Below are 23,837 nucleotides of genomic sequence, written 5' to 3'. Positions count from 1 at the left end.
GAATGGACTGCAGTGTTTGAGTTTGATGGGTGCGTTAAGGGTACTCATCAATAGAAAATACAATCGCAAATCCATATTGGTTAAAACACTGTATATAGTTGCTTAAATCTCGGAATGTAAAAAGCATCGTGTTAATATGATCACCAAGTGATTAAAACATTAAAAGCTATTTACATCATGTTCCAGCAAGAAATTTCACAACTCAATCTTAAACAGCTTAAAGCTGGCGAAAAGCGGTGGGTCGGAAACTTACAAGGCTCATCTGCTGCATTATTATTTAAAGAAATTAGCAAACAATCCAAACAGTTGTTTGTGATTGTTGCACGTAATAATCAGCATCTCGGGCAGTTAGAAAGTGAGCTGGAATTTTACGGAATTAAGCCAACTATTTTCCCAGATTGGGAAATTTTACCTTATGACCGGCTGTCGCCACATCAAGACATTGTTTCTGAACGCTTGGCGATTTTGTCCAATATGCCACAGCAAGGTGTGTTGTTGGTTTCAGCAACAACTTTAGCGCAGCGAGTTGCACCGGCATCTTGGGTATTAGGTGAACACTTTGATATTAAAGTGGGTCAAAAATTTGATATCGAACAACAAAAATTAAGATTAGTACAAGCGGGCTATCACTTGGTGGATACCGTTTATGATCATGGTGAATTTGCAGTACGCGGCAGCATCATGGATATTTACGCTTCGGGGCAAAGTTCACCGATTCGTATTGACTTATTTGATGATGAAATCGATACCCTCAAATTCTTTGATCCTGAAACTCAGCGAACCACCCAAAACTTAGATTATTTTACGGTTTTACCTGCAAAAGAATTTCCATTAAAAGAAGCACGTTCACTGTTTCGTGATCGATATGCGGAAAATTTTCCGACAGCAAATCCAAAGAAAAACCCAATTTATCAAGATGTACAAGATGGTATAGCTTCACCGGGTATTGAGTTTTATTTTCCGTTGTTCTTCTCTGAACAAGCCATGAGAGAGCAAAGTACCCTGTTTTCGTACTTACCTGAGAATGGCATTGTCATTACAGACAGAGCCATAGATGACACATTGATTCAGTTTTGGTCAGACATTGTGCGTCGTTATGAAGACCGTCGTCATAATGTCGACCAACCGATTTTGCCGCCAGAGCAGATTTTCCTACAACCAAATCAAGTGTTAGAACAATTAAATCTCTGTCGTCGTATCGTGGCTTCGCCTGAGGCTTTTGATGAACGCAATGGCGTGATCAATCTTGCAGCTGAGATTCCACCCCGTTTACCTGTCGATCCAAAACGTGAAAAGCCATTTTCTGCGGTTAAGCAATATATAGATGCGGCAAATTATCCAGTGCTTTTGGTGGCTGAAAGCGCTGGTCGACGTGAAACTTTAAAAGATGCATTGCGTCCAAGTTTGGGTGATATCCCAACGGTCGAAAGTTTTGATGATTTTATGCATTCTATGCATGCGATTGCGATCACCAATGCGCCCTTAGATCGTGGTTTATTGCTAACTGACAAACTCAGTGTAATTTCTGAAAATCAGCTTTATGAACACCGTGTGGTTCAACGTCGTCGTAAACGCCAACAGGAAGTATCAGAAGAGTTTCTTGTTCGTAGTTTAACCGAGCTAAGTATTGGCGCACCTGTGGTTCATATTGATTATGGTGTGGGGCGATATGCAGGTTTAATTACCTTGAGTATCGATGACCAAGACCATGAGTTTTTGCAGTTAGACTATGCCGATGCAGCTAAGGTGTATGTCCCTGTAACAAACCTGCATTTAATTAGCCGATACAGTGGTGGTGACCCAGATCTAGCACCATTACATAAATTGGGCACAGATGCATGGTCTAAAGCCAAACGCAAGGCTTTAGAGCAGATCCATGATGTGGCGGCAGAACTTTTACATATTCAAGCCCGTCGTCACTCGAAGCCGGGTTATGGATTTGAACTGGATCAAAGTCTGTATATGCAGTTTGCCAGTGGCTTCGCCTATGAAGAAACTTTAGACCAAGCCAATGCTATTGAAGCGACACTGTATGACATGCAACAAGCGAAGCCGATGGATCGCTTGGTTTGTGGTGATGTCGGTTTTGGTAAAACAGAAGTGGCCATGCGTGCTGCATTTGTGGCAGTACAAAATAACAAACAAGTGGCTGTACTTGTGCCAACCACGTTGTTGGCGCAGCAGCACTACGAGTCTTTCAAAGACCGTTTTGCGGACTGGCCTGTACGTATTGAAGTCCTTTCACGCTTTGGTTCATCAAAATCACATACCAAAACCATTGAAGACCTCGCAGAAGGCAAAGTGGATATTGTGATTGGCACACATAAAATCTTGCAGGAAAGTGTGCAATTTAAAAATCTCGGCCTCATGATCGTGGATGAAGAGCACCGTTTTGGTGTACGTGATAAAGAGAGAATTAAAGCCTTACGTGCCGATGTTGATATGCTAACGCTAACTGCAACGCCTATTCCACGTACGCTGAATATGGCTTTTAGTGGTATGCGTGATCTATCTATTATTGCAACGCCACCTGCCCGTCGTCTTGCTGTGAAAACTTTTGTGCAAGAACACACTGGGGATTCGATTAAAGAAGCCATCTTGCGTGAACTATTACGTGGCGGGCAAGTGTATTTCTTACACAATGAAGTCGAGACCATTGAACGTACGGCAGAAACTCTACGTGAATTGGTTCCTGAAGCCCGAGTTGCGGTAGCACATGGTCAAATGCGTGAGCGTGAGCTAGAGCAAATCATGCAGCAGTTCTATCACAAAGAATATAACGTGCTGGTGTGTTCAACCATTATTGAAACTGGGATTGACGTGCCAAACGCCAATACCATTTTGATTGAGCGTGCAGATAAACTGGGACTTGCGCAGTTGCACCAATTACGTGGTCGTGTCGGTCGATCGCACCATCAAGCATACGCCTATTTACTTGTACCTTCGCTCAAAGGCTTAAAGGGTGATGCTGAAAAACGCCTAGATGCCATTTCTCGTGCATCGACTTTGGGTGCGGGCTTCATGTTGGCTACAGAAGACTTAGAAATTCGTGGCGCAGGTGAGTTGCTGGGTGAACAGCAAAGTGGCTCAATGCAAACCATCGGTTATAGCCTGTATATGGAAATGCTTGAAAAAGCCACCAAAGCCATTCAAAAAGGTAAAACGCCTAACTTTGACTCTCCATTGTCATTAACGGCTGAAATTAGCATGCACATGCCAGCCTTAATTCCAGATGATTATTTAGGTGATGTACATCAACGGTTATTGTTCTATAAACGCATTAGTAATACGGATACTCAAGAGAAACTCGATAACATTCGTATGGAGTTAATTGATCGTTTCGGCTTGCCGCCGCAAGCAGTCAAGCAATTATTCTCTGTCCATCAGTTGCGTTTAAAAGCGGAACAATTGGGTATCACAAAAATTGATATCAGCTCACATGGCGGCAGTATTGAGTTCTCGCCAGATACACCAGTTCAAGCCATATCGATCATTCAAATGATGCAAAAGCATCCGACTTTCTTCCGAATGGAAGGTGGACAGCGTCTAAAAGTGATGGTCATGCTCGAAGAATATGACAAACGCATTCAATTTATAAATGACTTATTAGACAGTTTGCTGAAGGAATTGGCGCCAAATCAATAGATTTGGCGTATAAATTGCTTGTTTAGAATGAGTAGATTTTCATGAGTGTTTTTTATATAGAAGAAACGCTTGATTTTTTTGAAAAATTTATTAGAGTCATAAGCACGCAACGTTTTATTCAAATGCAGTTTATTTGTAATGAAACGTTCTGTACAGAATATTCACACCCATAAGGATGTGATAGTATTAGCCATCATTCTAATTTTGCATCATTTATAAAGATATGTTTAGTTTACATCCACAACTTGCTCAAGATACGTTTTATGTAGGCGACTTTCCTCTGTCAACATGTCGTTTGATGAATGATATGCAATTCCCGTGGCTTATTTTGATTCCACGTGTTCCGGGAATTACAGAGCTTTATGAATTAAGTCAGGCAGACCAAGAGCAGTTTTTACGTGAATCAAGCTGGTTATCAAGCCAATTGTCACGTGTATTCCGTGCAGACAAAATGAATGTAGCTGCATTGGGTAATATGGTTCCACAATTACATTTTCATCATGTTGTTCGTTATCAAAATGATGTGGCTTGGCCGAAACCAGTTTGGGGTACGCCAGCAGTTCCTTATAACAATGATGTCTTGGCACACATGCGCCAAACACTAATGCTTGCACTACGTGGTCAAGGTGATATGCCTTTCGATTGGCGTATGGACTAATCCCGATTTACGGACAATATCAGGATAGTAGAAGAATGAGTGTCCGTATGGGGGCGATCGAGTGCCGTTAGACAATTTAATCAGCAAAGAGCCTAAACAGTTTGAATATTTTCATCGTTTGATGGGATATATCATGCTGTCTTTGGTGATTATTGTCTATCATTACACTCAGCCAGATACGCAATATCAAATCTATATTCCTGCATTTTTATTTTTTCTGATTTTAGTCGTTCCTAAGTTTTCTCATTGGTTAATTTATCGATATAGCAATCAAGTTAAGCGTAATGTGCTTTTTCTGATCGATATCATAGTAATTGCTGTACTAATGTCTGCAGTACATTTAAGCCTTGTTTTAACTTTTCTTGCGGTCTTTGCGCTGCTATATACAACCATTTATAACAAAATCAATTTCTTAATGATGTCCTTGGCCGGGATTGTAGGCGTCACTGTATTTTATTTATGTAATATTTATGTCTTTGGTTTTCAAGAATATTTTGAGTCAACCAGCAGTGAATTAACCGTTCTTGGCTTTTTATGCCTCATTACCTATTTCAGTGTGGGGACATTTTATCAACACACCCAAGTTCAGTCTTTGAGCAATAAAAAGAACCACTATTATGATCAGATGAATCGTTATATGGAATTCGCCAATCAATTGAGTCGTTATGCGCCTATGCAACTTTGGCAATCGATTATGAAAGGTGAGTCTGAAGCTAAAATCGAATATAAACGTAAAAAACTCACGATTTTCTTTTCAGATATTCAAGGGTTCACAGAACTTTCTGAAACATTAATCCCAGACGATTTAGCATTTCTACTCAATGACTATTTGAGTCATATGACTGAGATTGCCAAACAGTATGAAGCGACTGTCGATAAATTTATGGGTGATGCAATTCTAATCTTCTTTGGTGATCCACATAGCCAAGGCGTAGAGCAAGACGCAAAAACCTGTTTAGAGATGGCAATAGTCATGCGTCAGCAAATGAAGTTGCTGCGTGAACGCTGGATTAAAATGGGTTATCCGCCGCTACACATTCGTATGGGTATTTCTACAGGGTATTGCCACGTTGGGAACTATGGTGCGGCTCACCGTATGGCGTATACCATCGTTGGTCGTGATGCGAACTTGGCTGCACGATTGCAAAGTGCGGCTGAAGTCGATGAAATTTTGATTTCAGACGATACGCATCATTTAGTGAAAAATGACTATTTATGTGCACCTAAAGCACCGATCTTCTTAAAAGGCATCAAAGGCCCAGTACGTACTTGGCAAGTGATGGAAAAATACACCTCGCAGAAAACAGATTATCAGCGGTGGTTTGACTACGAATATAAAGGCTTTAATCTATTGTTGAACTTAGATGAAGTACAAAACTTTGAATATCCTGAACTAATACATGTTTTAGAACGTATGATTCAACGCTTACAAACTCAGCAAAAAATGACCAACTCTGCTGGTATCGTAAAACTGAATTTAGAAGACGAAGTGATCGAAGAAGTCAAAAAAACTGAATCTCACTCTTAATTTCACATATACATTATAAAATTGGATCTAATCGTATCACGTAAAATTTTAACAATAACTCAGTTCATGCTTTTATAAAAACTTCTTATTTTTGAAATATTAAATAAATTTATCCATAAAAAAGCCAGTTACGATGAACTGGCTTTTTGATTATAGAAAATTATCTATAAATTAATGATTTTCTGAAGCATGGTTGATGGTGTATTTAGGAATTTCAATTTCCAAATCTTCATCTTCAATTTTTACTTGGCATGACAGACGAGAGTCTGGCTCTAATCCCCAAGCACGATCGAGAAGATCTGCTTCGACATCATCCATTTCATCTAGACCATCAAAACCTTTACGTACAACCACATGGCAAGTGGTGCATGCTTTAGACATATCACATGCATGTTCAATTTTGATGCCGTTTTTTAACATGCTTTCGCAAAGGTTAGCATTTGCTTCGACTTCAAACTCAGCGCCGTTTGGGCAGATTGTTGCGTGAGGCAGTACTTTAATACGTGGCATAATCTTGACCTATAAATTAATTTGAGTTTGACCAATCATCGAGTTTTGTGCCTTTCAATGCGGCATCAATGTGCTGATTCATACGAGCTGCAGCAAATGCATCGCTATGTATTTTAAGCTGTTCTACAGCATGTTCAATAGCTTTGATATCTGTCGTTTCAAGTGCAGCATCTAAAACAGTGCGTGCTGCAGTGAGGGAACTGTGTTGCTCTTGGCTGAGAAGTTGAGCATCCACTTTAAGTGCTTGATCAAGTGCTTCAAGTTCACGTTTTGCTTCCACTTTGGTTTCTTGAAGATGACGTAAGTTTTTATCTTCTTCAGCAAACTTATAACCATCAATCAGTAAGCGTTCAGTATCGGCATCAGATAAACCATAAGATGGTTTGATGTCAATTTGAGCATGCACACCAGAAGTGGTTTCTTTGGCTGAAACCGTCAGTAAACCATCAGCATCGACCTGAAAAGTCACTTCAATACGCGCTTGACCCGCAGTCATCGGTGGAATTCCACGAAGCACGAAACGACCTAGACTACGGCAATGTTCAACCAGATCACGTTCACCTTGTACAACATGAATTAACATCGCTGTTTGACCATCTTGATAGGTTGTGAATTCTTGGCGACGCGCCACTGGAATGGCTGTATTACGCGAAATAAGGCGCTCAACCAAACCGCCCATGGTTTCTAAACCTAAAGAAAGCGGTGTGACGTCTAAAAGCAATGAACCATCTTTAGAGTTACCAATAAGTTGGTTTGCTGTAATCGACGCGCCAATGGCCACAACTTCATCAGGGTTAATTGTGCAGAGTGGTTCTTGATTGAAGACATCTTGAACAGCTTTTTGCACAGCATATGAACGGGTAGAACCACCGACCAATACCACATTTTGAATATCGCTGAGCTCAAGCTTGGCATCACGCATGACACGTTTGCAAACGCTGATGGTTTTATCCAAAGCAACTTTGATGATGGATTCAAAAGTAGGGCGGTCTAAAGTCAATGATTGATCAAGGACTTTAAGCTCTACAGATTCAGCCTCGGTTAGAGCTTCTTTTGCTTTACGAGCAGAAACGATGAAATGGGCATATTCAGCATCATCTAAAGTTTCAATATTCAGTTGTTTTTTTGCCCATTTTACAATCAGACGGTCTAAGTCATCACCACCAAGCGCCGTGTGGCCACCCGTTGCTAGAACTTCAAAAACACCTTGAGAGAAACGTAAAATTGAAACGTCAAAAGTACCACCACCCAGATCGTAGATCACATAGTTTTGATCATGTGCAAGATTGGTGTCTTGGTCTAAGCCATAAGCCACTGCCGCAGCAGTCGGTTCATTTAAAAGACGGAGTACATTTAAGCCTGCAAGCTGTGCTGCATCACGCGTTGCTTGACGCTGTGCTTCATCAAAATAGGCAGGCACAGTAATGACAGCACCATTTACTGGATTGTTTAAGCTGCTTTCTGCACGGTCTTTAAGTTGTTTTAAAATTTCAGCAGAAATTTCAACTGGTGTTTTGCGACCTTGTGCAGTTTCAAAAGCAGGCATTTCATTCGCTTCACCGACTAAGTTGTACGGGTGTTGGAATTTAATATCTGCCTTAGAGCGACCCATAAAGCGTTTTACAGAAACGATGGTGTTTTTAGGATCAGTCGTTAAGAATGCCTTTGCGTCGTCACCATATTGCGTAGTGGATTCGCCATAGTGTGCAATAGAAGGGAGTAACACACGACCATGTTCATCGTTAAGCACTTTCGCTTTACCAGAAAGTACCGTGGCTACTAAAGAGTGTGTAGTCCCAAGATCGATACCAATTGCGATGCGGTGTTCATGCGGCGCACTTGATTGACCAGGTTCTGCAATTTGCAAGAGAGCCATGTGTGTTACATCCTTTGAACGTCAAATATAAAAAATAAATTAAAAATCATCGTCTAAATCAAAGCTATCGTCGTCTAAGAAGTGATCTTCAGCTTTATCGATGTCAGCCATTACTTTTTGGAAGAAGCGTAATTTACGTACGGTATCACGTGCTTCAGCCCAGTCTTCGTCGTCATAATCAATCTTGAATTCACGAACCAAACCGTCAATCCATTGCTGAACTTCAGTTTTAAGTGAAGTGAGGTCATCAGCAGAGCCTGCCTCATCTAACTGTTCACGAATTTCTAAGGCATCTTGTAGGAACTCAAAATCACTAATTGATTGATCAAGGTGATAATCTTGTTTTTTGAGACTTAATAGATATGCAGCGCGGCTATCAACATTGGATAAAGCTTTAAATGCTTGATTAATCTCACTGGATTTAATCAGGGCTAGATCTTTGTCTTCGGCTTTATCTGGATGATATTGTTGCTGCAACTTTAAAAATTCAGCTTTTAAAACTGCTAAATCAATATCGAGTGCTACAGGTAAGTTAAACAACTCAAAATGATTCATGGGAGATGGTGTCCGCAATAGAGGTGCAAAAAGTGTTGCTTTAAATGCAATTAAAACAGTGAATTTTACACTGTTTTAATGCGAAAAAGGAGTGTGGAAAAGGCTTAAACCGTAAACGATTCGCCGCAGCCACATTCGCCTTTTTTATTTGGGTTATTAAATTCAAAACCTTCGTTTAATCCATTTTTCACATAGTCCATCTCCATACCTTCGAGATAAACTAAGCTTTTTGGGTCAACGAATACTTTTACGCCAAACTGATCGAATACTTGGTCATGCGTGTCAATATCATCGACAAACTCAAGTACATAAGCTAGACCAGAACAGCCAGAAGTTTTCACGCCAACGCGAATGCCTTCACCCTTACCGCGATTCTTGATGTAATTGCTGATATGAGTTGCAGCATTTTCAGTTAAATGAATCATGAAAACTCCGTTAATCTTTTTTAAAACACGTAAACAATTAAGCTTTTACTTTCTTGCTACGGTAGTCTTCTACAGCAGCTTTGATTGCATCTTCAGCAAGTACAGAGCAGTGTACTTTTACTGGTGGAAGTGCAAGTTCAGTTGCAATATCAATGTTCTTAATTGCTTGAGCTTCATCAAGAGTTTTGCCTTTTAGCCACTCTGTTACTAATGAGCTAGATGCAATTGCTGAACCACAACCGTAAGTTTTGAAGCGAGCTTCTTCAATTACGCCGTTGTCATCAACTTGAATCTGTAGACGCATAACATCGCCACAAGCTGGTGCACCGACCATACCTGTACCAACGTTTTCTGCATTTTTGTCTAAAACACCAACATTACGAGGGTTTTCGTAATGATCAATTACTTTTTCGCTATAAGCCATGACGCTTCTCCAAACCTCGGGGTCAGCCTTAAGATTAATATGGGGGTGAAATTACGTTAATCAATGAGATAGCCTTAAAATAAAAGCTATCTCACCGGGATGAATTAGTGTTCAGCCCATTCTACAGAATTAAGGTCGATACCTTCTTTGTACATATCCCAAAGCGGTGAAAGATCACGTAGTTTTTCAACTGCTGCTTTGGTAATTTCAAGTACATGGTCAATATCGGCTTCAGTGGTGTATTTACCAAAGCTGAAACGAATCGAGCTATGAGCCAATTCATCTGAAAGACCCAATGCACGAAGTACATAAGATGGCTCTAAAGTTGCTGATGTACATGCAGAACCAGAAGATACTGCGCAATCTTTAAGTGCCATCATTAACGATTCACCTTCAACAAAGTTAAAGCTGACGTTTAGATAGTTTGCAACGTTGTATTCTGGGTGACCGTTCAGGAAGACTTGTTCAAGACCTTGCAAGCCATTCCAAAGTTTGTCACGAAGTACACGAATACGAGTTTGTTCGGCATGTAGGTTTTTGCCTGCAAGTTCGAACGCTTCGCCCATACCCACGATTTGGTGAGTCGCTAACGTACCTGAACGCATGCCACGTTCATGACCGCCACCGTGCATTTGCGCTTTAATACGTACACGTGGTTGACGACGTACATAAAGAGCACCAATACCTTTAGGACCATAGATTTTGTGGCCAGAGAAACTCATCAAATCAACTTTCATTGTTGAAAGATCAATTTCTACTTTACCAGCAGCTTGCGCAGCATCTACATGGAAATAAGTTTTGTTTGCACGAGTCAATTCACCGATTGCAGCTACATCTGTAGTTGTACCGATTTCATTGTTCACCATCATCAAAGATACAAGAATCGTATCTGGACGAAGGGCAGCTTGAACCATTTCAGGTGTAATTAAACCTGTTTTTGCTTCTGGCTCAAGATAAGTAATTTCGAAGCCTTCTTCTTCAAGCTCGCGGCAAGTATCAAGAATTGCTTTATGTTCAATTTTACTTGTAATAATGTGCTTGCCTTTAGATGCATAGAACTGAGCAATACCTTTAAGCGCAAGGTTGTCAGATTCAGTTGCACCAGAAGTCCAAACGATTTCGCGTGGATCAGCTTTTACTAGATTAGCAACTTGTTCACGTGCATATTCTACTTTTTCTTCTGCCTGCCAGCCGTAAGCATGAGAACGAGAAGCTGCATTACCAAAAGTACCGTCAAACGTTAGACATTCCATCATACGTTCTGCGACTTGAGGGTCTACAGGTGTAGTTGCTGCATAGTCAAGATAAATAGGACGCTTCATGTCAAATACCTGTAACCGATAAAAGGGCTGAATCAAAGTTTGCTGAATTTTGACGAATAGATACGGTTTGAACGTTATCGCGTGCTACAAGGTCAGCAAGGGTGATTTTTGCAAGATAATCGGCAATGTGGTGGGAGAGTTCCTGCCATAAATCATGAGTCAAGCACATTGCACCATTTTGGCAGTTGCCTTTGTGGTCACAACGGGTTGCATCAACTGTTTCATTTACAGCTTCAATAATTTCCAAAACAGTGATGTCTTCAGCACTACGAGCAAGGTGATAACCACCGTTTGCTCCACGGATGCTGGAAACTAAGCCGTGACGCTTTAATTTTGCAAATAACTGCTCAAGATAGGCCACTGAAATGGTTTGACGAGCTGCAATTTCTGCAAGAGTGATCGTTTGTTCAGTTGGCTGCAAAGCTAGATCAAGTAGAGCAGTCACTGCGTAGCGACCGCGAGTTGTTAAGCGCATGATTCGATACACATGTTAAGTCTAGATGTGCAGATTTTATGAATCCTGACTAAAATAGTCAAGTTTTTTTGAGATTGTTTATTTGTTTTATTTTGTCTGAAAAATTATGTATTTATTTGAACCACACATTATACACTAATAACGTTATTAAAAGAACAGATATTAGACTAAAAGCGATATTAATCCGCTTTTGACGACGTTCGATACGCTTAATACGGTTTTTGTATTGTTTAACTTCAACTTGCAGTGTGTTGATTTTAGAGCGTTGCTGTTCGATTTTTTCTAAAAGTGGGGCAATACGTTTTTTTGACGCAACGATATCGTTTTCTTCGACAGGTTCAGACAGCCAGTGTTTCCAGTCAGATAAAATTTTGGGCACACTAAATAATGAAACCAGATCACGAAATTCATCTTTTAGAACCACATCACCATCGATACGCATGGTTTTGATGCTTTTACGATTACCAAATACAAAAATTTTCACCAAATCCATTAATGTCGTGCGGACATCAAGGTCGATGGCTTTATCTGGAGATTTCGTGTCGAACAGAATACCGTGCTCAGTAAACTGAACATAAAAATCAAAATAAGGGATGTAGCTATTTATTTTCAGTGCGACTTTTTGATCAACAAATTTTTTAGCTTGTAATGCTACAACACGGTCATGTTTTAAAATGAAAGTAAAAATAGTTTCTAAAACAATCAGGGTCATAGTAAGCAACAAATGTGGTTGAGCTTGTGTTTGTTGCGTATCACTCATAAAAAAAATGTCCTTGTTAAAATCTGAAAGCACTGGAAACTGAGCGTCCTGCTCTAGAGGAACTTAGAATATACCAAAAAGTTGGTAATTCACCAGCTTTGTAGAACAGTTTAATCAATCTATCAAGTCATATGTTTGCTATTATGTTGTTAAAATGAAGAATCACATGTTGTTGTGCACATAAAATAATCAGGAGAAGTGCGGATTATGGAAAATACAGAAAGCATAATTGACGATGCACAAGAAACATCAGAAAAGCCGGCTAAAACTCGCGTACGTAGTCATTCTGATCGTCGCTCTAAAATGGATTTTCGCAAATATACCAAACAGATTTGGTTGGCTGGATTAGGTGCTTTTTCACGTGCTGAGGGTGAAGGAAATAAGCTTTTTGACTCTTTAGTCAAAGTTGGAGAGGAGCTTGAGTCCAAAACGATTGATATTGCAGATCAAACTGTCGAAAAAGTTTCAGAAAAAGCCAAAGAATCTGTAACCGATACGAAAGATAAAGTAGAAAAAATTTTAGATAATGGTGTTAATCATTCTTTAAACCGTTTAGGATTGGTGACTGTAAAGGATTTACAGCACTTAGAAAGGCTTATACTTCAATTACATACTAAAGTTGACCAATTGGCCGAAGAAAATGCCCAACTGAGGGCCGAAATACTAAAAAAACACTAACTTTTTTACTATTATCGAATTTTCAAGGTTTTTTTCGTCAAAAAATTCTATAAAAAGAGGTTGATGAGTATTGCGTTTAACCCTAAAGCATTGCTATAAAGGCGTTATGGCGTTTTATACAAATTCTTGAACCTTAAATAAACGATATTAAGAGGACGTAATTTTCATGAATAAATCAGAATTAATTGATGCAATTGCCGAAAATGGGGGATTATCTAAGGCCGATGCCGGTAAAGCTTTAGATGCTACAATTGCTGCAGTTACCAATGCTTTAAAAGCTGGTGATACAGTTACTTTAGTTGGTTTCGGTACTTTCAGCGTTAAAGAACGCGCTGCACGTACTGGTCGCAACCCACAAACTGGTGCGACTTTAGAAATCAAAGCAAGCAAAGTTCCTAGCTTCAAAGCTGGTAAAGGCTTGAAAGATTCTGTAGCTTAATCTTATTAAGCACATGAGACGCGCCATTATTTGGCGCGTTTTTTATTGGTAAATGTGATTAATTGATATATCGCATTCTTTCATCTCGGGTTTTCGGTTAAAATTCACCGCAAATAAAATATTGGAATACTTATGGAATCGTTTCGTAAAGTCATTAAGGGTTGGCTGGGCAAGGTCTTGCTCGTTTTGTTTTTGACCCCTTTAGCACTTGTAGGTATTGAAGGATATTTTAGTGGTGGATCTAAAGATGCAGCAAAGACTGTAAACGGTACTGAAATTTCTCAAAAAGAACTCGAAGCACTGACGAATTCATTAAAAGAACAATATCTGGCATATGCTCAGGGTGATGAAACATTATTGAATCAAAATTTCATTAGCAATAAAGCGATGGATACTTTGGTTTCACGCCAATTGTTATTGCAACAAGCTGATAAATTAGGCATTAGCTTGAGTGATGCACAAATTGTGCAAATGATTCATCAGCAGCCAAGCTTCCAAGTTAATGGTCAATTTTCAGATGAAGCGTTTGGGAGATACCTCGAATCGATTGGTATGACGAACCGCACATTCATTGATAACTTACGTAAAGACCATGCTTTAAAAATGTTGTCTACAACATTTATGGAATATGCATTGGTGAGTAAGCTTGATATCTTGCAAATTGCGAACTTACAAACGGAACAACGTAGTATTCAGTTGGCGAGCATTAATCTTGAAAATTACAAGAAAAATGTAAAAGTATCTGATGCTGAAATTGCCACTTATTATGAGCAGCATAAAAACAAATTTAAGCAAGCAACTAGTGTTGATGCTGATTTTGTCGTATTAACACCTGCCAATATTACTGCACCTGTAGAAGCTGCAACTGATGCTGAATTGAAAGAAGCGTATAACAGCTTTGTTGAGAATGAACAGAAGTCAGTTAAACCACTCGTTAAGCACATCATGATCACTGCGGACAATCGTTCAGATGCCGAAGCTAAAAAATTGGCTGAAAGTGTTCAAGCTAAAATTAAAGCGGGTTTAAGCTTTGACCAAGCTGCTGCGCAATTCTCTGAAGATCCGGAATCTAAAGCAAAAGGTGGTGAACTGGTTGCTTATGAAAAAGGTGTATTTGGTGATGCATTTGATGCAGCAGTTGAAGGTGCTCAAGCTGGTCAAGTGACAGCTCCTGTGAAAACAGACAGTGGTTATCACTTGATCGAAAAAGTGGCGCCAGCTGTAAAAGTGGCTTCATTTGAACAAGAAAAAGCACGTCTGCAAGCAGAAGTCGCTGCTTCGAAAAAAGCCAATGTTTTTTCTGACACTGTAAACAGCCTCAATGACATGGTTGTAAGCAGTGATGCTCTTGATGTCGTGGGCCAAGAAGTGAAAGGCGTAAAAGTACAGTCATTGAATGGCTTAACATTAGCATCGCAACATCCAGTTTTAAGTGATGCAAACGTCAAAGTTAAATTGTTTAACGATGATGTTAAAAATGGTGAACGTAATGTTTCATCGAGCATTCAGTTGAAAAACGGTGATGTAGTTTGGGTGAAAGTGCGTAACTACCATGCTGCAGGTGTTCAAACCTTAGCTGAAGCGAAAGCGCATGTGAAAACGCAGTTGATTGAAAAGAAAGCGTCTGATGCTGCAAAAGCCCAAATTCAAGCGACATTAAAAGAGTTTGCTGCAAAACCTGCTGCTTCAGTTGCGAAAGGCAGTTTAAACTTTGAAAATGCGGGTACCTTTACTCGTGCGGATGGTTTGTTGAAACGTGAAATTCAACGTGCTGCATTTAGCGTAAAAGCGCCGAAAGCAGGTCATTGGTCTGTTACTACGACTAATCTACCAAATGAATTGGTTGTGGTTGCTGTGACTGCAGTGAACAAACAATCCGATGCGGCATTAACGGGTGAGCAGTTAGATGAGTTAACAAAACTTTATCAACAGCTTCGTGGTCAACAAGAATTTGATGACTACACACGTTATCTAAAAGATCATGCCAAAATTAAATAATTAAGGCAGCTTTAAAAAAACCAGCTTTCGAGCTGGTTTTTTTATGTTTAAGTTTAATGCATCACACTTTAAGAAAAACTTTTAAAAACAAAGATTAAATAAAATTGACTATTTAAATAATTCTCTTAAATTGAGTTTGGGAAGGCTGTTTCCTAAAAAAATATAATGATGTGATTTGAGGGTGTTATGCAAAAGATGAGAGATTTAAACGGTATTTTAAAAAATATTTTGGGACAAATTGAAATAAAGCAGTTGCTGATTCAGGGGAAATCGCAGCATCAGCATATTCCCTCAACACCAGAAGTGACAGGACTAAATGACCTTTTAACTGGCACGGCAGAGCCAAAATCTTGGGTGATCATTTCGGTTGGTGAAACTATTACACGGGTCAAAGTAGATAAACAAGGACATTGGCAGATTGATAATCCACTTAAAGAGGGCGGAGTTGCTACAATTTATGCAGTAAATTATCATGGCTTACACTCAGAGGCAATAATGATTGCTCCAATTGCAGAGCCAATTGTACTGCCGAAGATGCCAGAAATTCTGGAAAAAGGTGAATATTTGGTTGGTAAAGCTGATGCAGGAAATACGGTGGTTGTGACCTATGGTGAGCAAGAGTTTATAACAGTTGCTGATGAAAATGGCGATTGGTCGATGCTCAATCCTTTAACGACCACAGGTGCAATAAGTGTTGTGGCAATTGATCAGGACGGTAATCGTTCTGAGGCGTTGCATACAGCGCAAATCATTTTACCGCAAGTTGTTACGATTTTAGAGTCTGGCGCGGTGATATCGGGTACTGCCGCACCAAATACAACTGTTGTGATTGAGTCGGATCAAGCTGTGTATCGTATTCAGGTCGATGAAAATGGCGCTTGGTCAATAGAAAACCCAGTGGCAAATGGTGGCACGTTGATGATTGTTGTGGAAGATCAATTTGGTCAGCAATCTCCTGCGATTGGCTTGGCATTTCCATTTATTCAGACCCCGCCTGAAAATCCAAGCTATGTACTACCAGCACCAGAAGTGACGCTAAATAGTGAAAAACTCGAAGGCAATGCATTTCAACAGGCTAAAATCATTGTGACAGCCAATGGTCAAGATTACGTGACCTATGCCAATGAAAGTGGTTTCTAGTCGATGGATAACCCGATTCAAAATGGCGGCTTTGCAACAATCGTGGCGGAGGACAGTCGTGGTGTTCAATCGCCTGAAATCTCAATAGCTAAACTGTTTCTTGCACAACCTGAATCATCTGTTGAACTTACAGAGATTTTATTGGCAAGTGATGAGCAAAGTGAAAACCAAAATGACAGTCAAATTGAGCCGATTCAATCTGTGATCAATCTAGATACGCTTTTACAGGATGCGAATGAAGTCCCAATTGTATTGCACACCGATGAACAGGATTTGATCGCATTGGGCAGCGACGTTTCAAATCCGCCCGCTATACTTCCTGCGCTTGAATATCCAAGCTTACTCATTGAAGCTCCACTGACACCGTCTGATTGGCTTGCTTAGAAATATGAACCAGCTTCCGAGCTGGTTTTTTTTGGTTTAAATTGACAGATATAATTTTTATTTAAAAGATTTGGCAAATGAAATATTGACTCTAGCATCGTAGATTGGTGTTCTCAAAAAATAATATGAAAAAAATAACTCATCACGACAAAGGATTAAGTGGATGATATCTCTGTATATGCCTCAATGTAAACGTTTAAAGAACCCGTTATTGCGATGGATGGATCATTATTTTAAACACATGATACAGATGCTACTAACGATTTGCGTTGCCAGTAGTATTCAAGCTGCAGAACTAAACTTTCAAAAAGTTTTAGAGCAGGAAAGAGCTTGGGCGGGCTTGAGTAGTAAAAAAGTCAAAAATAATGAAATCGAATGGACATACAGTGAAGGAGGAGATCCACGAAAACCGACGCTACTGTTGCTGCATGGTTTGTCAGGCACGCGTGATAATTGGAACCGAGTTGCCCGTTATTTAACGCCCAATTATCATGTCATTATTCCAGATCTGCCGGCACATGGAGAAACTATTGTCGCAGATCAATTTGATCTATCAATTCCTAATTTAACTGAAAAATTACGACGATTTATAGATGCTGCAAAGTTAGATCCAAATTTACATATCGCAGGGCATTCGATGGGTGGTGCAATTGCCATGCTCTATAGCGCTCAGTATCCCTTAGAAGTGAAATCTTTATTGTTGGTGGATTCAGCAGGTGTCTTTAAGTCGAGCAATACAGCGTATCTAAAAGATACGGCAAAGCTTGCAGAGCTAGTGGTCAGAAAAACTGGTGATTTTGATCGCGTGATGAAGATCGTGATGCAATTTCCGCCTTTTATTCCACAAGAATTAAAAATTGGGCAAGAAAAGTTGATGATCGTTCAGTCTAAACAAACCAATAAAATGGTGGAGCAACTGCAAAAAATGGCCACCTTGTATACGCCAGAGTCCTTTGCTTTGGCTGCACGAGGCATTGATGCACCTGTGTTTATTATCTGGGGGAAGCAAGTGCCAATCTTAGAAGCGGAGCAGTTAATGGCGTTGCCATATTTAAAGTTTCTTTCAACTGTTCAATGAATCAGATTGGTAGAGTAGGTGTAAAAAAGCGAGAAATATCTCGCTTTTTTAAACTTAACTAGACTTTGAGTCGATTTAAGTACGTACTTTAATTTCATAGCCAGTGTATTTTCGAATATTAATCACACCGGTATCCAAAATCAGATACTGACCTTTAATCCCTTGTAATTTTCCTCGAATAATCGGTGTTTTGTCCAAATTATGCGATTTGATTTTTTCAGGATATTCATCTACCGGGTAGATAAATTGGCGTGGCAACTCATCTTCTAGCAGTTCAACGGTTTCATTAAACTCTAAATTTTGGCTAAATTCTTCACGAATGGTCTGAATTTTTGGTGCGAATTCTTCCACTAATTGGTCGCGAATTTCGATCAGGTTGATCGGTTCTGCTTCACCTTTGAGCAATTTACGCCAATCGGTTTTATCGGCCACTTGCGTACCAAACATGACTTCAAGCTGACCAGATAAACGACGTGAACCAACTTTCATAATAGGCAAAGCTTGCGTCGCACCTTGGTCTAGCCAACGTGTAGGCATTTGACCCAAGCGGGTAATCCCCACTTTTAAGGCACTCGAATTGGCTAAATAGACAATATGCGGTTGAAAGCAAACTTCATGGGCAAAATCATCTTCACGGCAAGTCCCGAGATGATAATGACAGGTTTCAGGCTTCATAATGCACATATCACAAGCAGCCTTAGTCTTCATGCATTTGAAGCAATGACCTTGTGAATACGATTTAGGCGTTTTTGCGCCGCAAGAAATGCAGTAGATATTTCCAGTGGCTTCAATTTCAATTTCTTGGCCAAGGCTAAACGGTAGATCAACTTCTGAGCGATCTAGAATAAATTTATACTCAACATTTGCCTTGTGTGTATGTTGATCAGTTACACTAAGGTCTTTAAGACCTGCATGCATTTTATGGCAAATGCCTTGTAGTTCCATACGAATACTCACTTCATTATTAAGGATGCGGTCAATGGCTGAACAAAATGTCATCACTTCTATGCTAGACGATTTGTCAAAAGAGCAGCCCATTTCAACCGCAATCTGCATTGGTCAAGATCTTGAGCAATACAATCAATTTCATCCAATTCAATGGCAACATTTTAACGTAACTGAGTTTTTAAATCTGCCTTTTACCCAGCGTTTTGACCTTGGATTTGTGATTCTTGATACTGAAATGATGTTGAGTTTGGATCAGCAGCAGAAAACTCAGATGTTGGTAAAATTGCGTGACCTATTTGCCAAACGCATCGTGGTGGTGAGTAAATTACACGATGAACAATTATTACGTGCTTTAGGCTTTACTCAGCTCATTGATAAAACCACACATGAAAGTGATTTTGCTTTATGGCAGTTTAATATTTTGACTTATAAACACATTCCAGATTGGTTTAACTCTAAATTTTGGGCAAATCCTGAAAACTGGGATAAATTCCGTTGGTAACAAATACTTAGCCTGCGAGAAATTGCAAAAATTAACAAACATTTATGATAAAACTGTCTTTTCCCACGTATGCTGTAATTAAGTTTATCTAGGTTTCACTGGGAAAAATAAAATGACAAATTTAAATAATATTGTTGAGATTTTAGCAAAGCAGGCCCTTGGTGGTGCAAACAATCAAAATCAACAAGGTGGCTTGGGCGGTATTTTAGGTTCGGTGCTGGGTCAATTTGGTGCAAATGCAGGCACTCAAAATACCCAAACCAATGCTCAAAACCAAGCGGGTGGTTTGGGTGGAATTCTAGGCTCTGTGTTGAGCCAACTGGGTGGTGCAGCGCAGCCGCAGCAACGTAGTAGCGGTGGTAATGCATCAACCATTTTAGTTGCAGTGTTACCTCTAGTGTTGGCTTGGATTCAAAAACAAGGTGGCCTACAAGGTGCTTTGGATAAATTACGTGGACAGGGCTTGAGCAGTCAGGTTGATGATTGGGTATCTACAGGCCCTGGTGATAATGCTGCTGTGACTAATCAACAAGTACAAAATTTATTTGATGATGCCGAAGTGGAGCAAGTTGCACAAGAAACACAAACTCAGAAACAAGATGTATATAGCGCAATTTCAACGGTATTGCCGCAAATTATTGACTCATTGACGCCACAAGCTGGACAAACCAATCAGCAAGAAGCGAATGCTGATATTCAACAAGTGATGAATTTGGTCTCAGGTTTCCTGAAGCGTTAATCAAAATATCGCTTTAAGTATTTGATTGAATACAAGCCAGTGAACACTGGCTTTTTATGACTTGAAAAATGGTAACAATGTGTCGCTAAGATTGTCACTAGGATGGATTAAATAAACGGTTCGACACACTGATTTTTTTGCCAATATAGTGTGATTTTTTTTGACGAATCAAAATGATTTTCGACTGAAACTCTAACTCACCAAATTCTGGCTCAACTTGCACATAATGTAGTTGACCAAACTCATCACGCACACGAGCTTGAGCGGAAAAGCCGGGACGGGCATTTCCACTTGAAATGGTGGCTAGACGACCGAGTAAATTAACCGTTTGTTTTTTATATTTGGGTGGGACAACCTGATCCAAACAATGAATCATAAATACCGTAAAGAATATGGCAATGATCAACGCAGGTAAAATTAAATAATAAGCTGGAACGAATTGACCTTCTTTGGCATGGATGCAAAACTGAAGTACATAGCCTGCAAAGCTAAAATTCATCAGTAGAAAGAACAAAATCAGAGTCTTGGAAAATTTGACATTCAATAATGCCAACTCTTGTATGCGCTGAGGAGCGACTCTTTTTAAAACTTGGCTAGGACTAATATTGATATAGTAGCCAATGGTTTCAACCATGCCCAATAACAGTACGGCCAATAAACTTAAATGAAAGGGTATTAAGTTATAGTCTGTTAAAAATGCGGACATGGTTGTATTCCAGTGTTTATTCTTCTGTGAGGTAGATTCCACCATCAGAATGCACGTTAATGTTCACTTTTTCAAGGGCTTGACCTTGGCATGGGCCAGAAATACATTCCCCAGATTCGACCATAAACAGGGCGCCATGTGTTGAGCACTCAATAAATTCTTGGTCACGATCTAGAAACTGATTTTCTAGAAACTCAAGTTCCACGTGCAAGTGTGGGCAGTTATTTTGATAAGCGTAAAACATGCCATCACGTTGGGTGATAAAAATCGTTTCACCTTCAGGCGTTTCGAATGATCGTGCTTCACGTTCAGGCACATCATCCGTCATGCAAATTTTAAACATTAAGCACATTCCTTCTGAAATGATTGTAAAAGCTGAGCATAGTCTTCAACTGCTAGGCGTGGACCAAACTGAGCCACAACTTCACTTGAAATCAAGATGGCAAGTTCAGCAGCCGTTTGATAGTCATGACCTGCATTCAGTGCATATAGGAAAGCACCAGCAAATGCATCACCAGCACCATTGGTATCTACTGCGGTAACTTTACGACCTGGCACGGTAAATGTTGTTGCTTCATTATGAATTAATGCACCTTTGGCACTTAATGTAATGACAATGTGTTTGCTTAATAATTGCAATTTAGCCAGTGCAGCATCCAAATGGTCAGTTTCTGTATACATCAGTGCTTCCTGTTCATTACAGAACAATAAGTCCACGCCATCATCGAGTAGCTCATCTAGACCTTGACGTGCATATTGCACCATTGCTGGATCAGATAAGGTCAATGCAATTTGTACACCATTGGCTTTGGCGATTTGGCGTGCTTGTTTTACCGCAAGGCGTGCGCTGTCTGATGTTGAAAGATAACCTTCGATATATAACCATTTCGCAGTATTTAAGCTGCCAAAATCAATTTGGCTATCAGTCAATTCCGCAGTAATACCGAGGTAAGTATGCATCGTACGTTCAGAATCAGGGCTGACCAATACCATACATGTGCCAGTTACACCTTCACTGATTGATTGAGTTGCAGTTTGGATGCCAGCGTCGTTTAAACCATTTAGGTAAATTTGACCTAAGTCATCATTGCCGACACGACAACCATAAAATGCAGTTCCGCCTAAAGCACTAAAAGCAACCGTTGTATTTGCTGCAGAACCACCAGAAGCTTGACCTTTATATTCTTGAGTGGCTTTTAGATTGTTATAAAGGGCTGCTTGAGTATCGCCATCTGTCAGTTGCATCGTACCTTTTTGCAGATTTTGTTGAATTAGGAATTCGTCAGAGACTTTAAATTCTTGGTCAATAAGTGCATTACCAATTGCAAAAAGGTCAACAGTTGCCATGTTGTATGTTCACATCAAAAAAATGAAAGTGCTAAGTTTACACGAATGCTCAGGATTGCTGTAGTTTGTTGAAAAAAATTCAATTAAAGGACAAGTGTGTATAAAAATCGGGCAAATCCATTATATTTTTACATTTTTTTTGAATTAGTTGCCGTTTTAATCAGCTTTGCTATTGTGCAAATCGAAAAATTTTACTTTTATAGAGCTATAGGGTGTTCAGACTGAATCAAGATGATTTGGTCATCATAAATAGATAACAGATTAAAAGTGTGAATATATGGAAATTACGATTCGTCCAGCAGAGCAACTTCCTGCTCAAATCGAAAATATTGCTGCTTTGGCGCAGCATGAAGGCTATACATTTATACACCGTTTAATTGAAGAATATCAAAGTGGTAAAAATCGTTTTGACCAAACGGGTGAGCAATTATTGCTTGCTTATGATGGCGATAAATTGATTGCTTGTGGCGGTTTAAATCAGCAATGGGGTGATACTGGTGTAGAAGAACGGATTGGACGAGTTCGCCGTTTCTATGTGCATCCGCAGTACCGTCAGCATGGCGTGGGTAAGCAGCTATTGGTGGAATTGGAAAAGGGTGCAAAAAAACACTTTTCTGCACTGTGCTTAAATACTGAGCTTAAAAATGCTGCAAAATTCTATCAAAAACAGAATTATGTCTATGTCGAAAGTCATCCAAATTATAATTATTTTAAATATCTAGTTTAGTTTTAAATCCACAAATAGACAGTAAATACTGTAAATGAAGCATCCGATATCGGGTGCTTTTTTTCTTGTGACAATTCTAAAAAAAGAGTGCCTTATTATAAGCAAATTTTTAAGCAAAAATTCATTTCAGTTATCGAAGATATAAGCATCAAAATAACTGCATTGAGTGATGCATATGCATATGCAAGTGCATGAACTACAAGACTACGTTAAAAAAGTCCCCCAGATTACCGCGCTGTTTTGGTTGACCAAAATTTTTGCGACCACCTTTGGTGAAACCAGTGGTGATGCACTGTCCATGTCCTTAAATTTGGGCTATTTACTCATACCTTTATTTTCGCAGGCATATTTATCAGTCTGCTGTATTTTCAAATACAGTCCAAAGCCTATAAACCTTATTTATATTGGGCCACGATTATTGCCAGTACAACGGTAGGTACGACTTTAGCGGATTTTGTAGATCGTTCTTTAGGGATTGGCTACTTGGGTGGTAGTTTTCTGTTACTCAGTTTGGTGCTCATATCGCTTTTTAGTTGGTATCGAGTCGAAGGGTCAATCAATCCAAGTGTAGTGAATTTGCCGCGAACACAGATCTTTTATTGGTTGACGATTACATTTTCTCAAACGCTAGGTACAGCTTTGGGGGACTGGACTTCCGATAGTGCAGGATTAGGCTATAGCGGTGGTATATGGCTATTTGGTGGTCTAATCGTATTGATGGCGTTGTTGTATTTTTTTAGTCGGGTCTCAAAGACGATTTTATTTTGGGCTACTTTTGTTTTGACACGTCCATTGGGCGCAGTTGTCGGCGATTTTTTAGATAAGCCCATCAGTTCAGGTGGATTGGATTTAAGTCGCTTTATGGCTTCTTTTGTATTGTTATTGGCGATTGTGATTTGCGTCTATTGGTCAACACGAAATGATAGGCAATCCATAAAATCTGTCTAAATGTTTTAGTGCGAAAACAAGTGAT

The 23,837-nt window shown here is 39.6% G+C and carries 24 protein-coding genes and 1 pseudogene; 13 read left to right on the top strand and 12 right to left on the bottom strand.

The features are described from left to right. Nucleotides 1–177: 177 nt before the first annotated feature. The 3 genes from mfd to FTU77_RS01970 all read left to right on the top strand — a co-directional run bounded on the left by mfd (nt 178) and on the right by FTU77_RS01970 (nt 5,831). The gene (gene mfd / locus FTU77_RS01980) at nt 178–3,645 is read left to right on the top strand and encodes a transcription-repair coupling factor (RefSeq protein ID WP_180007871.1); all 3,468 of its coding nucleotides are present in this window, start codon (nt 178–180) and stop codon (nt 3,643–3,645) included. Between the two features lie 223 nt (nt 3,646–3,868). Further along, nucleotides 3,869–4,303 (top strand): HIT domain-containing protein, encoded by a 435-nt coding sequence (locus tag FTU77_RS01975; protein WP_067762788.1) that lies wholly within the window; start codon nt 3,869–3,871, stop codon nt 4,301–4,303. 61 nt (nt 4,304–4,364) lie between these two features. Next, the gene (locus FTU77_RS01970; protein WP_180054391.1) at nt 4,365–5,831 is read left to right on the top strand and encodes an adenylate/guanylate cyclase domain-containing protein; all 1,467 of its coding nucleotides are present in this window, start codon (nt 4,365–4,367) and stop codon (nt 5,829–5,831) included. Nucleotides 5,832–6,002: 171 nt separating this feature from the next. Here the strand turns inward: FTU77_RS01970 and fdx are convergent, their stop codons facing one another. The 8 genes from fdx to FTU77_RS01930 all read right to left on the bottom strand — a co-directional run bounded on the left by fdx (nt 6,003) and on the right by FTU77_RS01930 (nt 12,178). Beyond that, nucleotides 6,003–6,341, bottom strand: a complete 339-nt coding sequence (gene fdx / locus FTU77_RS01965; RefSeq protein WP_078188671.1) for an ISC system 2Fe-2S type ferredoxin — start codon at nt 6,339–6,341, stop codon at nt 6,003–6,005. Between the two features lie 16 nt (nt 6,342–6,357). Beyond that, the gene (gene hscA, locus FTU77_RS01960; RefSeq protein WP_180054389.1) at nt 6,358–8,217 is read right to left on the bottom strand and encodes a Fe-S protein assembly chaperone HscA; all 1,860 of its coding nucleotides are present in this window, start codon (nt 8,215–8,217) and stop codon (nt 6,358–6,360) included. A 39-nt stretch (nt 8,218–8,256) separates the two neighbouring features. Beyond that, the gene (gene hscB, locus FTU77_RS01955) at nt 8,257–8,772 is read right to left on the bottom strand and encodes a Fe-S protein assembly co-chaperone HscB (protein ID WP_180054387.1); all 516 of its coding nucleotides are present in this window, start codon (nt 8,770–8,772) and stop codon (nt 8,257–8,259) included. Nucleotides 8,773–8,876: 104 nt separating this feature from the next. Continuing rightward, nucleotides 8,877–9,197, bottom strand: coding sequence for an iron-sulfur cluster assembly protein IscA (iscA, locus tag FTU77_RS01950; protein ID WP_078188668.1), 321 nt, complete (start codon nt 9,195–9,197; stop codon nt 8,877–8,879). A 37-nt stretch (nt 9,198–9,234) separates the two neighbouring features. Continuing rightward, nucleotides 9,235–9,621, bottom strand: a complete 387-nt coding sequence (gene iscU / locus FTU77_RS01945; RefSeq protein WP_078188667.1) for a Fe-S cluster assembly scaffold IscU — start codon at nt 9,619–9,621, stop codon at nt 9,235–9,237. Nucleotides 9,622–9,725: 104 nt separating this feature from the next. Beyond that, entirely contained in the window at nt 9,726–10,943 is a 1,218-nt protein-coding gene (locus tag FTU77_RS01940) for an IscS subfamily cysteine desulfurase (protein WP_078188666.1), read from the bottom strand. Between the two features lies 1 nt (nt 10,944). Then, the gene (locus FTU77_RS01935) at nt 10,945–11,418 is read right to left on the bottom strand and encodes an Rrf2 family transcriptional regulator (RefSeq protein WP_078188665.1); all 474 of its coding nucleotides are present in this window, start codon (nt 11,416–11,418) and stop codon (nt 10,945–10,947) included. 112 nt (nt 11,419–11,530) lie between these two features. Next, nucleotides 11,531–12,178, bottom strand: coding sequence for a hypothetical protein (locus FTU77_RS01930; protein WP_078188664.1), 648 nt, complete (start codon nt 12,176–12,178; stop codon nt 11,531–11,533). Between the two features lie 207 nt (nt 12,179–12,385). Between FTU77_RS01930 and FTU77_RS01925 the strand changes: the two genes are divergently transcribed. From FTU77_RS01925 to FTU77_RS01900, 6 genes are all read left to right on the top strand, one after another. Then, a complete protein-coding gene (locus FTU77_RS01925) occupies nt 12,386–12,856 on the top strand; it encodes a phasin family protein (protein ID WP_180007822.1) in 471 nt (156 codons plus the stop codon). A 166-nt stretch (nt 12,857–13,022) separates the two neighbouring features. Next, the gene (locus FTU77_RS01920) at nt 13,023–13,295 is read left to right on the top strand and encodes an HU family DNA-binding protein (RefSeq protein ID WP_078188662.1); all 273 of its coding nucleotides are present in this window, start codon (nt 13,023–13,025) and stop codon (nt 13,293–13,295) included. 132 nt (nt 13,296–13,427) lie between these two features. Further along, nucleotides 13,428–15,293, top strand: coding sequence for a SurA N-terminal domain-containing protein (locus FTU77_RS01915; protein ID WP_180054385.1), 1,866 nt, complete (start codon nt 13,428–13,430; stop codon nt 15,291–15,293). Nucleotides 15,294–15,479: 186 nt separating this feature from the next. Then, nucleotides 15,480–16,433: an Ig-like domain-containing protein gene (locus FTU77_RS01910; protein WP_180054383.1), complete on the top strand. Its 954-nt coding sequence runs from the start codon at nt 15,480–15,482 to the stop codon at nt 16,431–16,433. A 3-nt stretch (nt 16,434–16,436) separates the two neighbouring features. Then, entirely contained in the window at nt 16,437–16,817 is a 381-nt protein-coding gene (locus FTU77_RS01905) for a hypothetical protein (RefSeq protein ID WP_180054381.1), read from the top strand. Between the two features lie 220 nt (nt 16,818–17,037). Next, nucleotides 17,038–17,895 (top strand): alpha/beta fold hydrolase, encoded by an 858-nt coding sequence (locus FTU77_RS01900; RefSeq protein WP_180054625.1) that lies wholly within the window; start codon nt 17,038–17,040, stop codon nt 17,893–17,895. A 75-nt stretch (nt 17,896–17,970) separates the two neighbouring features. On the opposite strand, the gene FTU77_RS01895 is transcribed toward FTU77_RS01900, so the two are convergent. Then, the gene (locus FTU77_RS01895; protein ID WP_180054623.1) at nt 17,971–18,840 is read right to left on the bottom strand and encodes a DUF2797 domain-containing protein; all 870 of its coding nucleotides are present in this window, start codon (nt 18,838–18,840) and stop codon (nt 17,971–17,973) included. Between the two features lie 34 nt (nt 18,841–18,874). Between FTU77_RS01895 and FTU77_RS01890 the strand changes: the two genes are divergently transcribed. Next, nucleotides 18,875–19,345: a DUF6231 family protein gene (locus FTU77_RS01890; protein WP_168378602.1), complete on the top strand. Its 471-nt coding sequence runs from the start codon at nt 18,875–18,877 to the stop codon at nt 19,343–19,345. 112 nt (nt 19,346–19,457) lie between these two features. Continuing rightward, the gene (locus tag FTU77_RS01885; protein ID WP_180054378.1) at nt 19,458–20,084 is read left to right on the top strand and encodes a YidB family protein; all 627 of its coding nucleotides are present in this window, start codon (nt 19,458–19,460) and stop codon (nt 20,082–20,084) included. Nucleotides 20,085–20,181: 97 nt separating this feature from the next. On the opposite strand, the gene FTU77_RS01880 is transcribed toward FTU77_RS01885, so the two are convergent. The 3 genes from FTU77_RS01880 to FTU77_RS01870 are packed head-to-tail and all read right to left on the bottom strand — an operon-like array spanning nt 20,182 to nt 22,137. After that, nucleotides 20,182–20,790, bottom strand: coding sequence for an OB-fold-containig protein (locus tag FTU77_RS01880; RefSeq protein WP_180054377.1), 609 nt, complete (start codon nt 20,788–20,790; stop codon nt 20,182–20,184). Nucleotides 20,791–20,806: 16 nt separating this feature from the next. Continuing rightward, nucleotides 20,807–21,133 carry a Rieske (2Fe-2S) protein gene (locus tag FTU77_RS01875; RefSeq protein WP_078188656.1) on the bottom strand — a complete coding sequence of 109 codons (327 nt, stop codon included), beginning with the start codon at nt 21,131–21,133 and terminating at the stop codon, nt 20,807–20,809. Beyond that, on the bottom strand, nt 21,133–22,137 hold the full coding sequence (locus FTU77_RS01870; RefSeq protein WP_180054375.1) for an adenosine kinase: 1,005 nt from the start codon (nt 22,135–22,137) through the stop codon (nt 21,133–21,135). Before FTU77_RS01870 ends, FTU77_RS01875 begins: the two co-directional genes overlap by 1 nt. Nucleotides 22,138–22,414: 277 nt before the next feature. On the opposite strand from FTU77_RS01870, the gene FTU77_RS01865 reads away from it, so the two are divergent. Together FTU77_RS01865 and FTU77_RS01860 are read left to right on the top strand one after the other, a co-directional pair. Beyond that, nucleotides 22,415–22,864, top strand: coding sequence for a GNAT family N-acetyltransferase (locus tag FTU77_RS01865; RefSeq protein ID WP_078188654.1), 450 nt, complete (start codon nt 22,415–22,417; stop codon nt 22,862–22,864). A 175-nt stretch (nt 22,865–23,039) separates the two neighbouring features. Beyond that, a pseudogene (locus FTU77_RS01860) lies at nt 23,040–23,812 on the top strand (hypothetical protein). The last annotated feature ends 25 nt before the right edge of the window (nt 23,813–23,837 follow it).

Source organism: Acinetobacter sp. YH12142, from assembly GCF_013418435.1.
GTDB lineage: Bacteria > Pseudomonadota > Gammaproteobacteria > Pseudomonadales > Moraxellaceae > Acinetobacter > Acinetobacter amyesii.
This window is presented reverse-complemented; position numbering and strand designations above follow the sequence as displayed.

Coding starts and splice junctions, on each gene's coding strand:
- FTU77_RS01895 (WP_180054623.1), bottom strand. CDS start 18,840: ATGGAACTACAAGGCATTTGCCATAAAATGCATGCAGGTCTTAAAGAC.
- fdx (WP_078188671.1), bottom strand. CDS start 6,341: ATGCCACGTATTAAAGTACTGCCTCACGCAACAATCTGCCCAAACGGC.
- FTU77_RS01875 (WP_078188656.1), bottom strand. CDS start 21,133: ATGTTTAAAATTTGCATGACGGATGATGTGCCTGAACGTGAAGCACGA.
- FTU77_RS01905 (WP_180054381.1), top strand. CDS start 16,437: ATGGATAACCCGATTCAAAATGGCGGCTTTGCAACAATCGTGGCGGAG.
- FTU77_RS01915 (WP_180054385.1), top strand. CDS start 13,428: ATGGAATCGTTTCGTAAAGTCATTAAGGGTTGGCTGGGCAAGGTCTTG.
- FTU77_RS01975 (WP_067762788.1), top strand. CDS start 3,869: ATGTTTAGTTTACATCCACAACTTGCTCAAGATACGTTTTATGTAGGC.
- FTU77_RS01880 (WP_180054377.1), bottom strand. CDS start 20,790: ATGTCCGCATTTTTAACAGACTATAACTTAATACCCTTTCATTTAAGT.
- FTU77_RS01885 (WP_180054378.1), top strand. CDS start 19,458: ATGACAAATTTAAATAATATTGTTGAGATTTTAGCAAAGCAGGCCCTT.
- FTU77_RS01870 (WP_180054375.1), bottom strand. CDS start 22,137: ATGGCAACTGTTGACCTTTTTGCAATTGGTAATGCACTTATTGACCAA.
- iscA (WP_078188668.1), bottom strand. CDS start 9,197: ATGATTCATTTAACTGAAAATGCTGCAACTCATATCAGCAATTACATC.
- FTU77_RS01920 (WP_078188662.1), top strand. CDS start 13,023: ATGAATAAATCAGAATTAATTGATGCAATTGCCGAAAATGGGGGATTA.
- FTU77_RS01925 (WP_180007822.1), top strand. CDS start 12,386: ATGGAAAATACAGAAAGCATAATTGACGATGCACAAGAAACATCAGAA.
- hscB (WP_180054387.1), bottom strand. CDS start 8,772: ATGAATCATTTTGAGTTGTTTAACTTACCTGTAGCACTCGATATTGAT.
- FTU77_RS01890 (WP_168378602.1), top strand. CDS start 18,875: ATGGCTGAACAAAATGTCATCACTTCTATGCTAGACGATTTGTCAAAA.
- FTU77_RS01865 (WP_078188654.1), top strand. CDS start 22,415: ATGGAAATTACGATTCGTCCAGCAGAGCAACTTCCTGCTCAAATCGAA.
- FTU77_RS01940 (WP_078188666.1), bottom strand. CDS start 10,943: ATGAAGCGTCCTATTTATCTTGACTATGCAGCAACTACACCTGTAGAC.
- FTU77_RS01900 (WP_180054625.1), top strand. CDS start 17,038: ATGGATCATTATTTTAAACACATGATACAGATGCTACTAACGATTTGC.
- mfd (WP_180007871.1), top strand. CDS start 178: ATGTTCCAGCAAGAAATTTCACAACTCAATCTTAAACAGCTTAAAGCT.
- FTU77_RS01935 (WP_078188665.1), bottom strand. CDS start 11,418: ATGCGCTTAACAACTCGCGGTCGCTACGCAGTGACTGCTCTACTTGAT.
- hscA (WP_180054389.1), bottom strand. CDS start 8,217: ATGGCTCTCTTGCAAATTGCAGAACCTGGTCAATCAAGTGCGCCGCAT.
- iscU (WP_078188667.1), bottom strand. CDS start 9,621: ATGGCTTATAGCGAAAAAGTAATTGATCATTACGAAAACCCTCGTAAT.
- FTU77_RS01930 (WP_078188664.1), bottom strand. CDS start 12,178: ATGAGTGATACGCAACAAACACAAGCTCAACCACATTTGTTGCTTACT.
- FTU77_RS01910 (WP_180054383.1), top strand. CDS start 15,480: ATGCAAAAGATGAGAGATTTAAACGGTATTTTAAAAAATATTTTGGGA.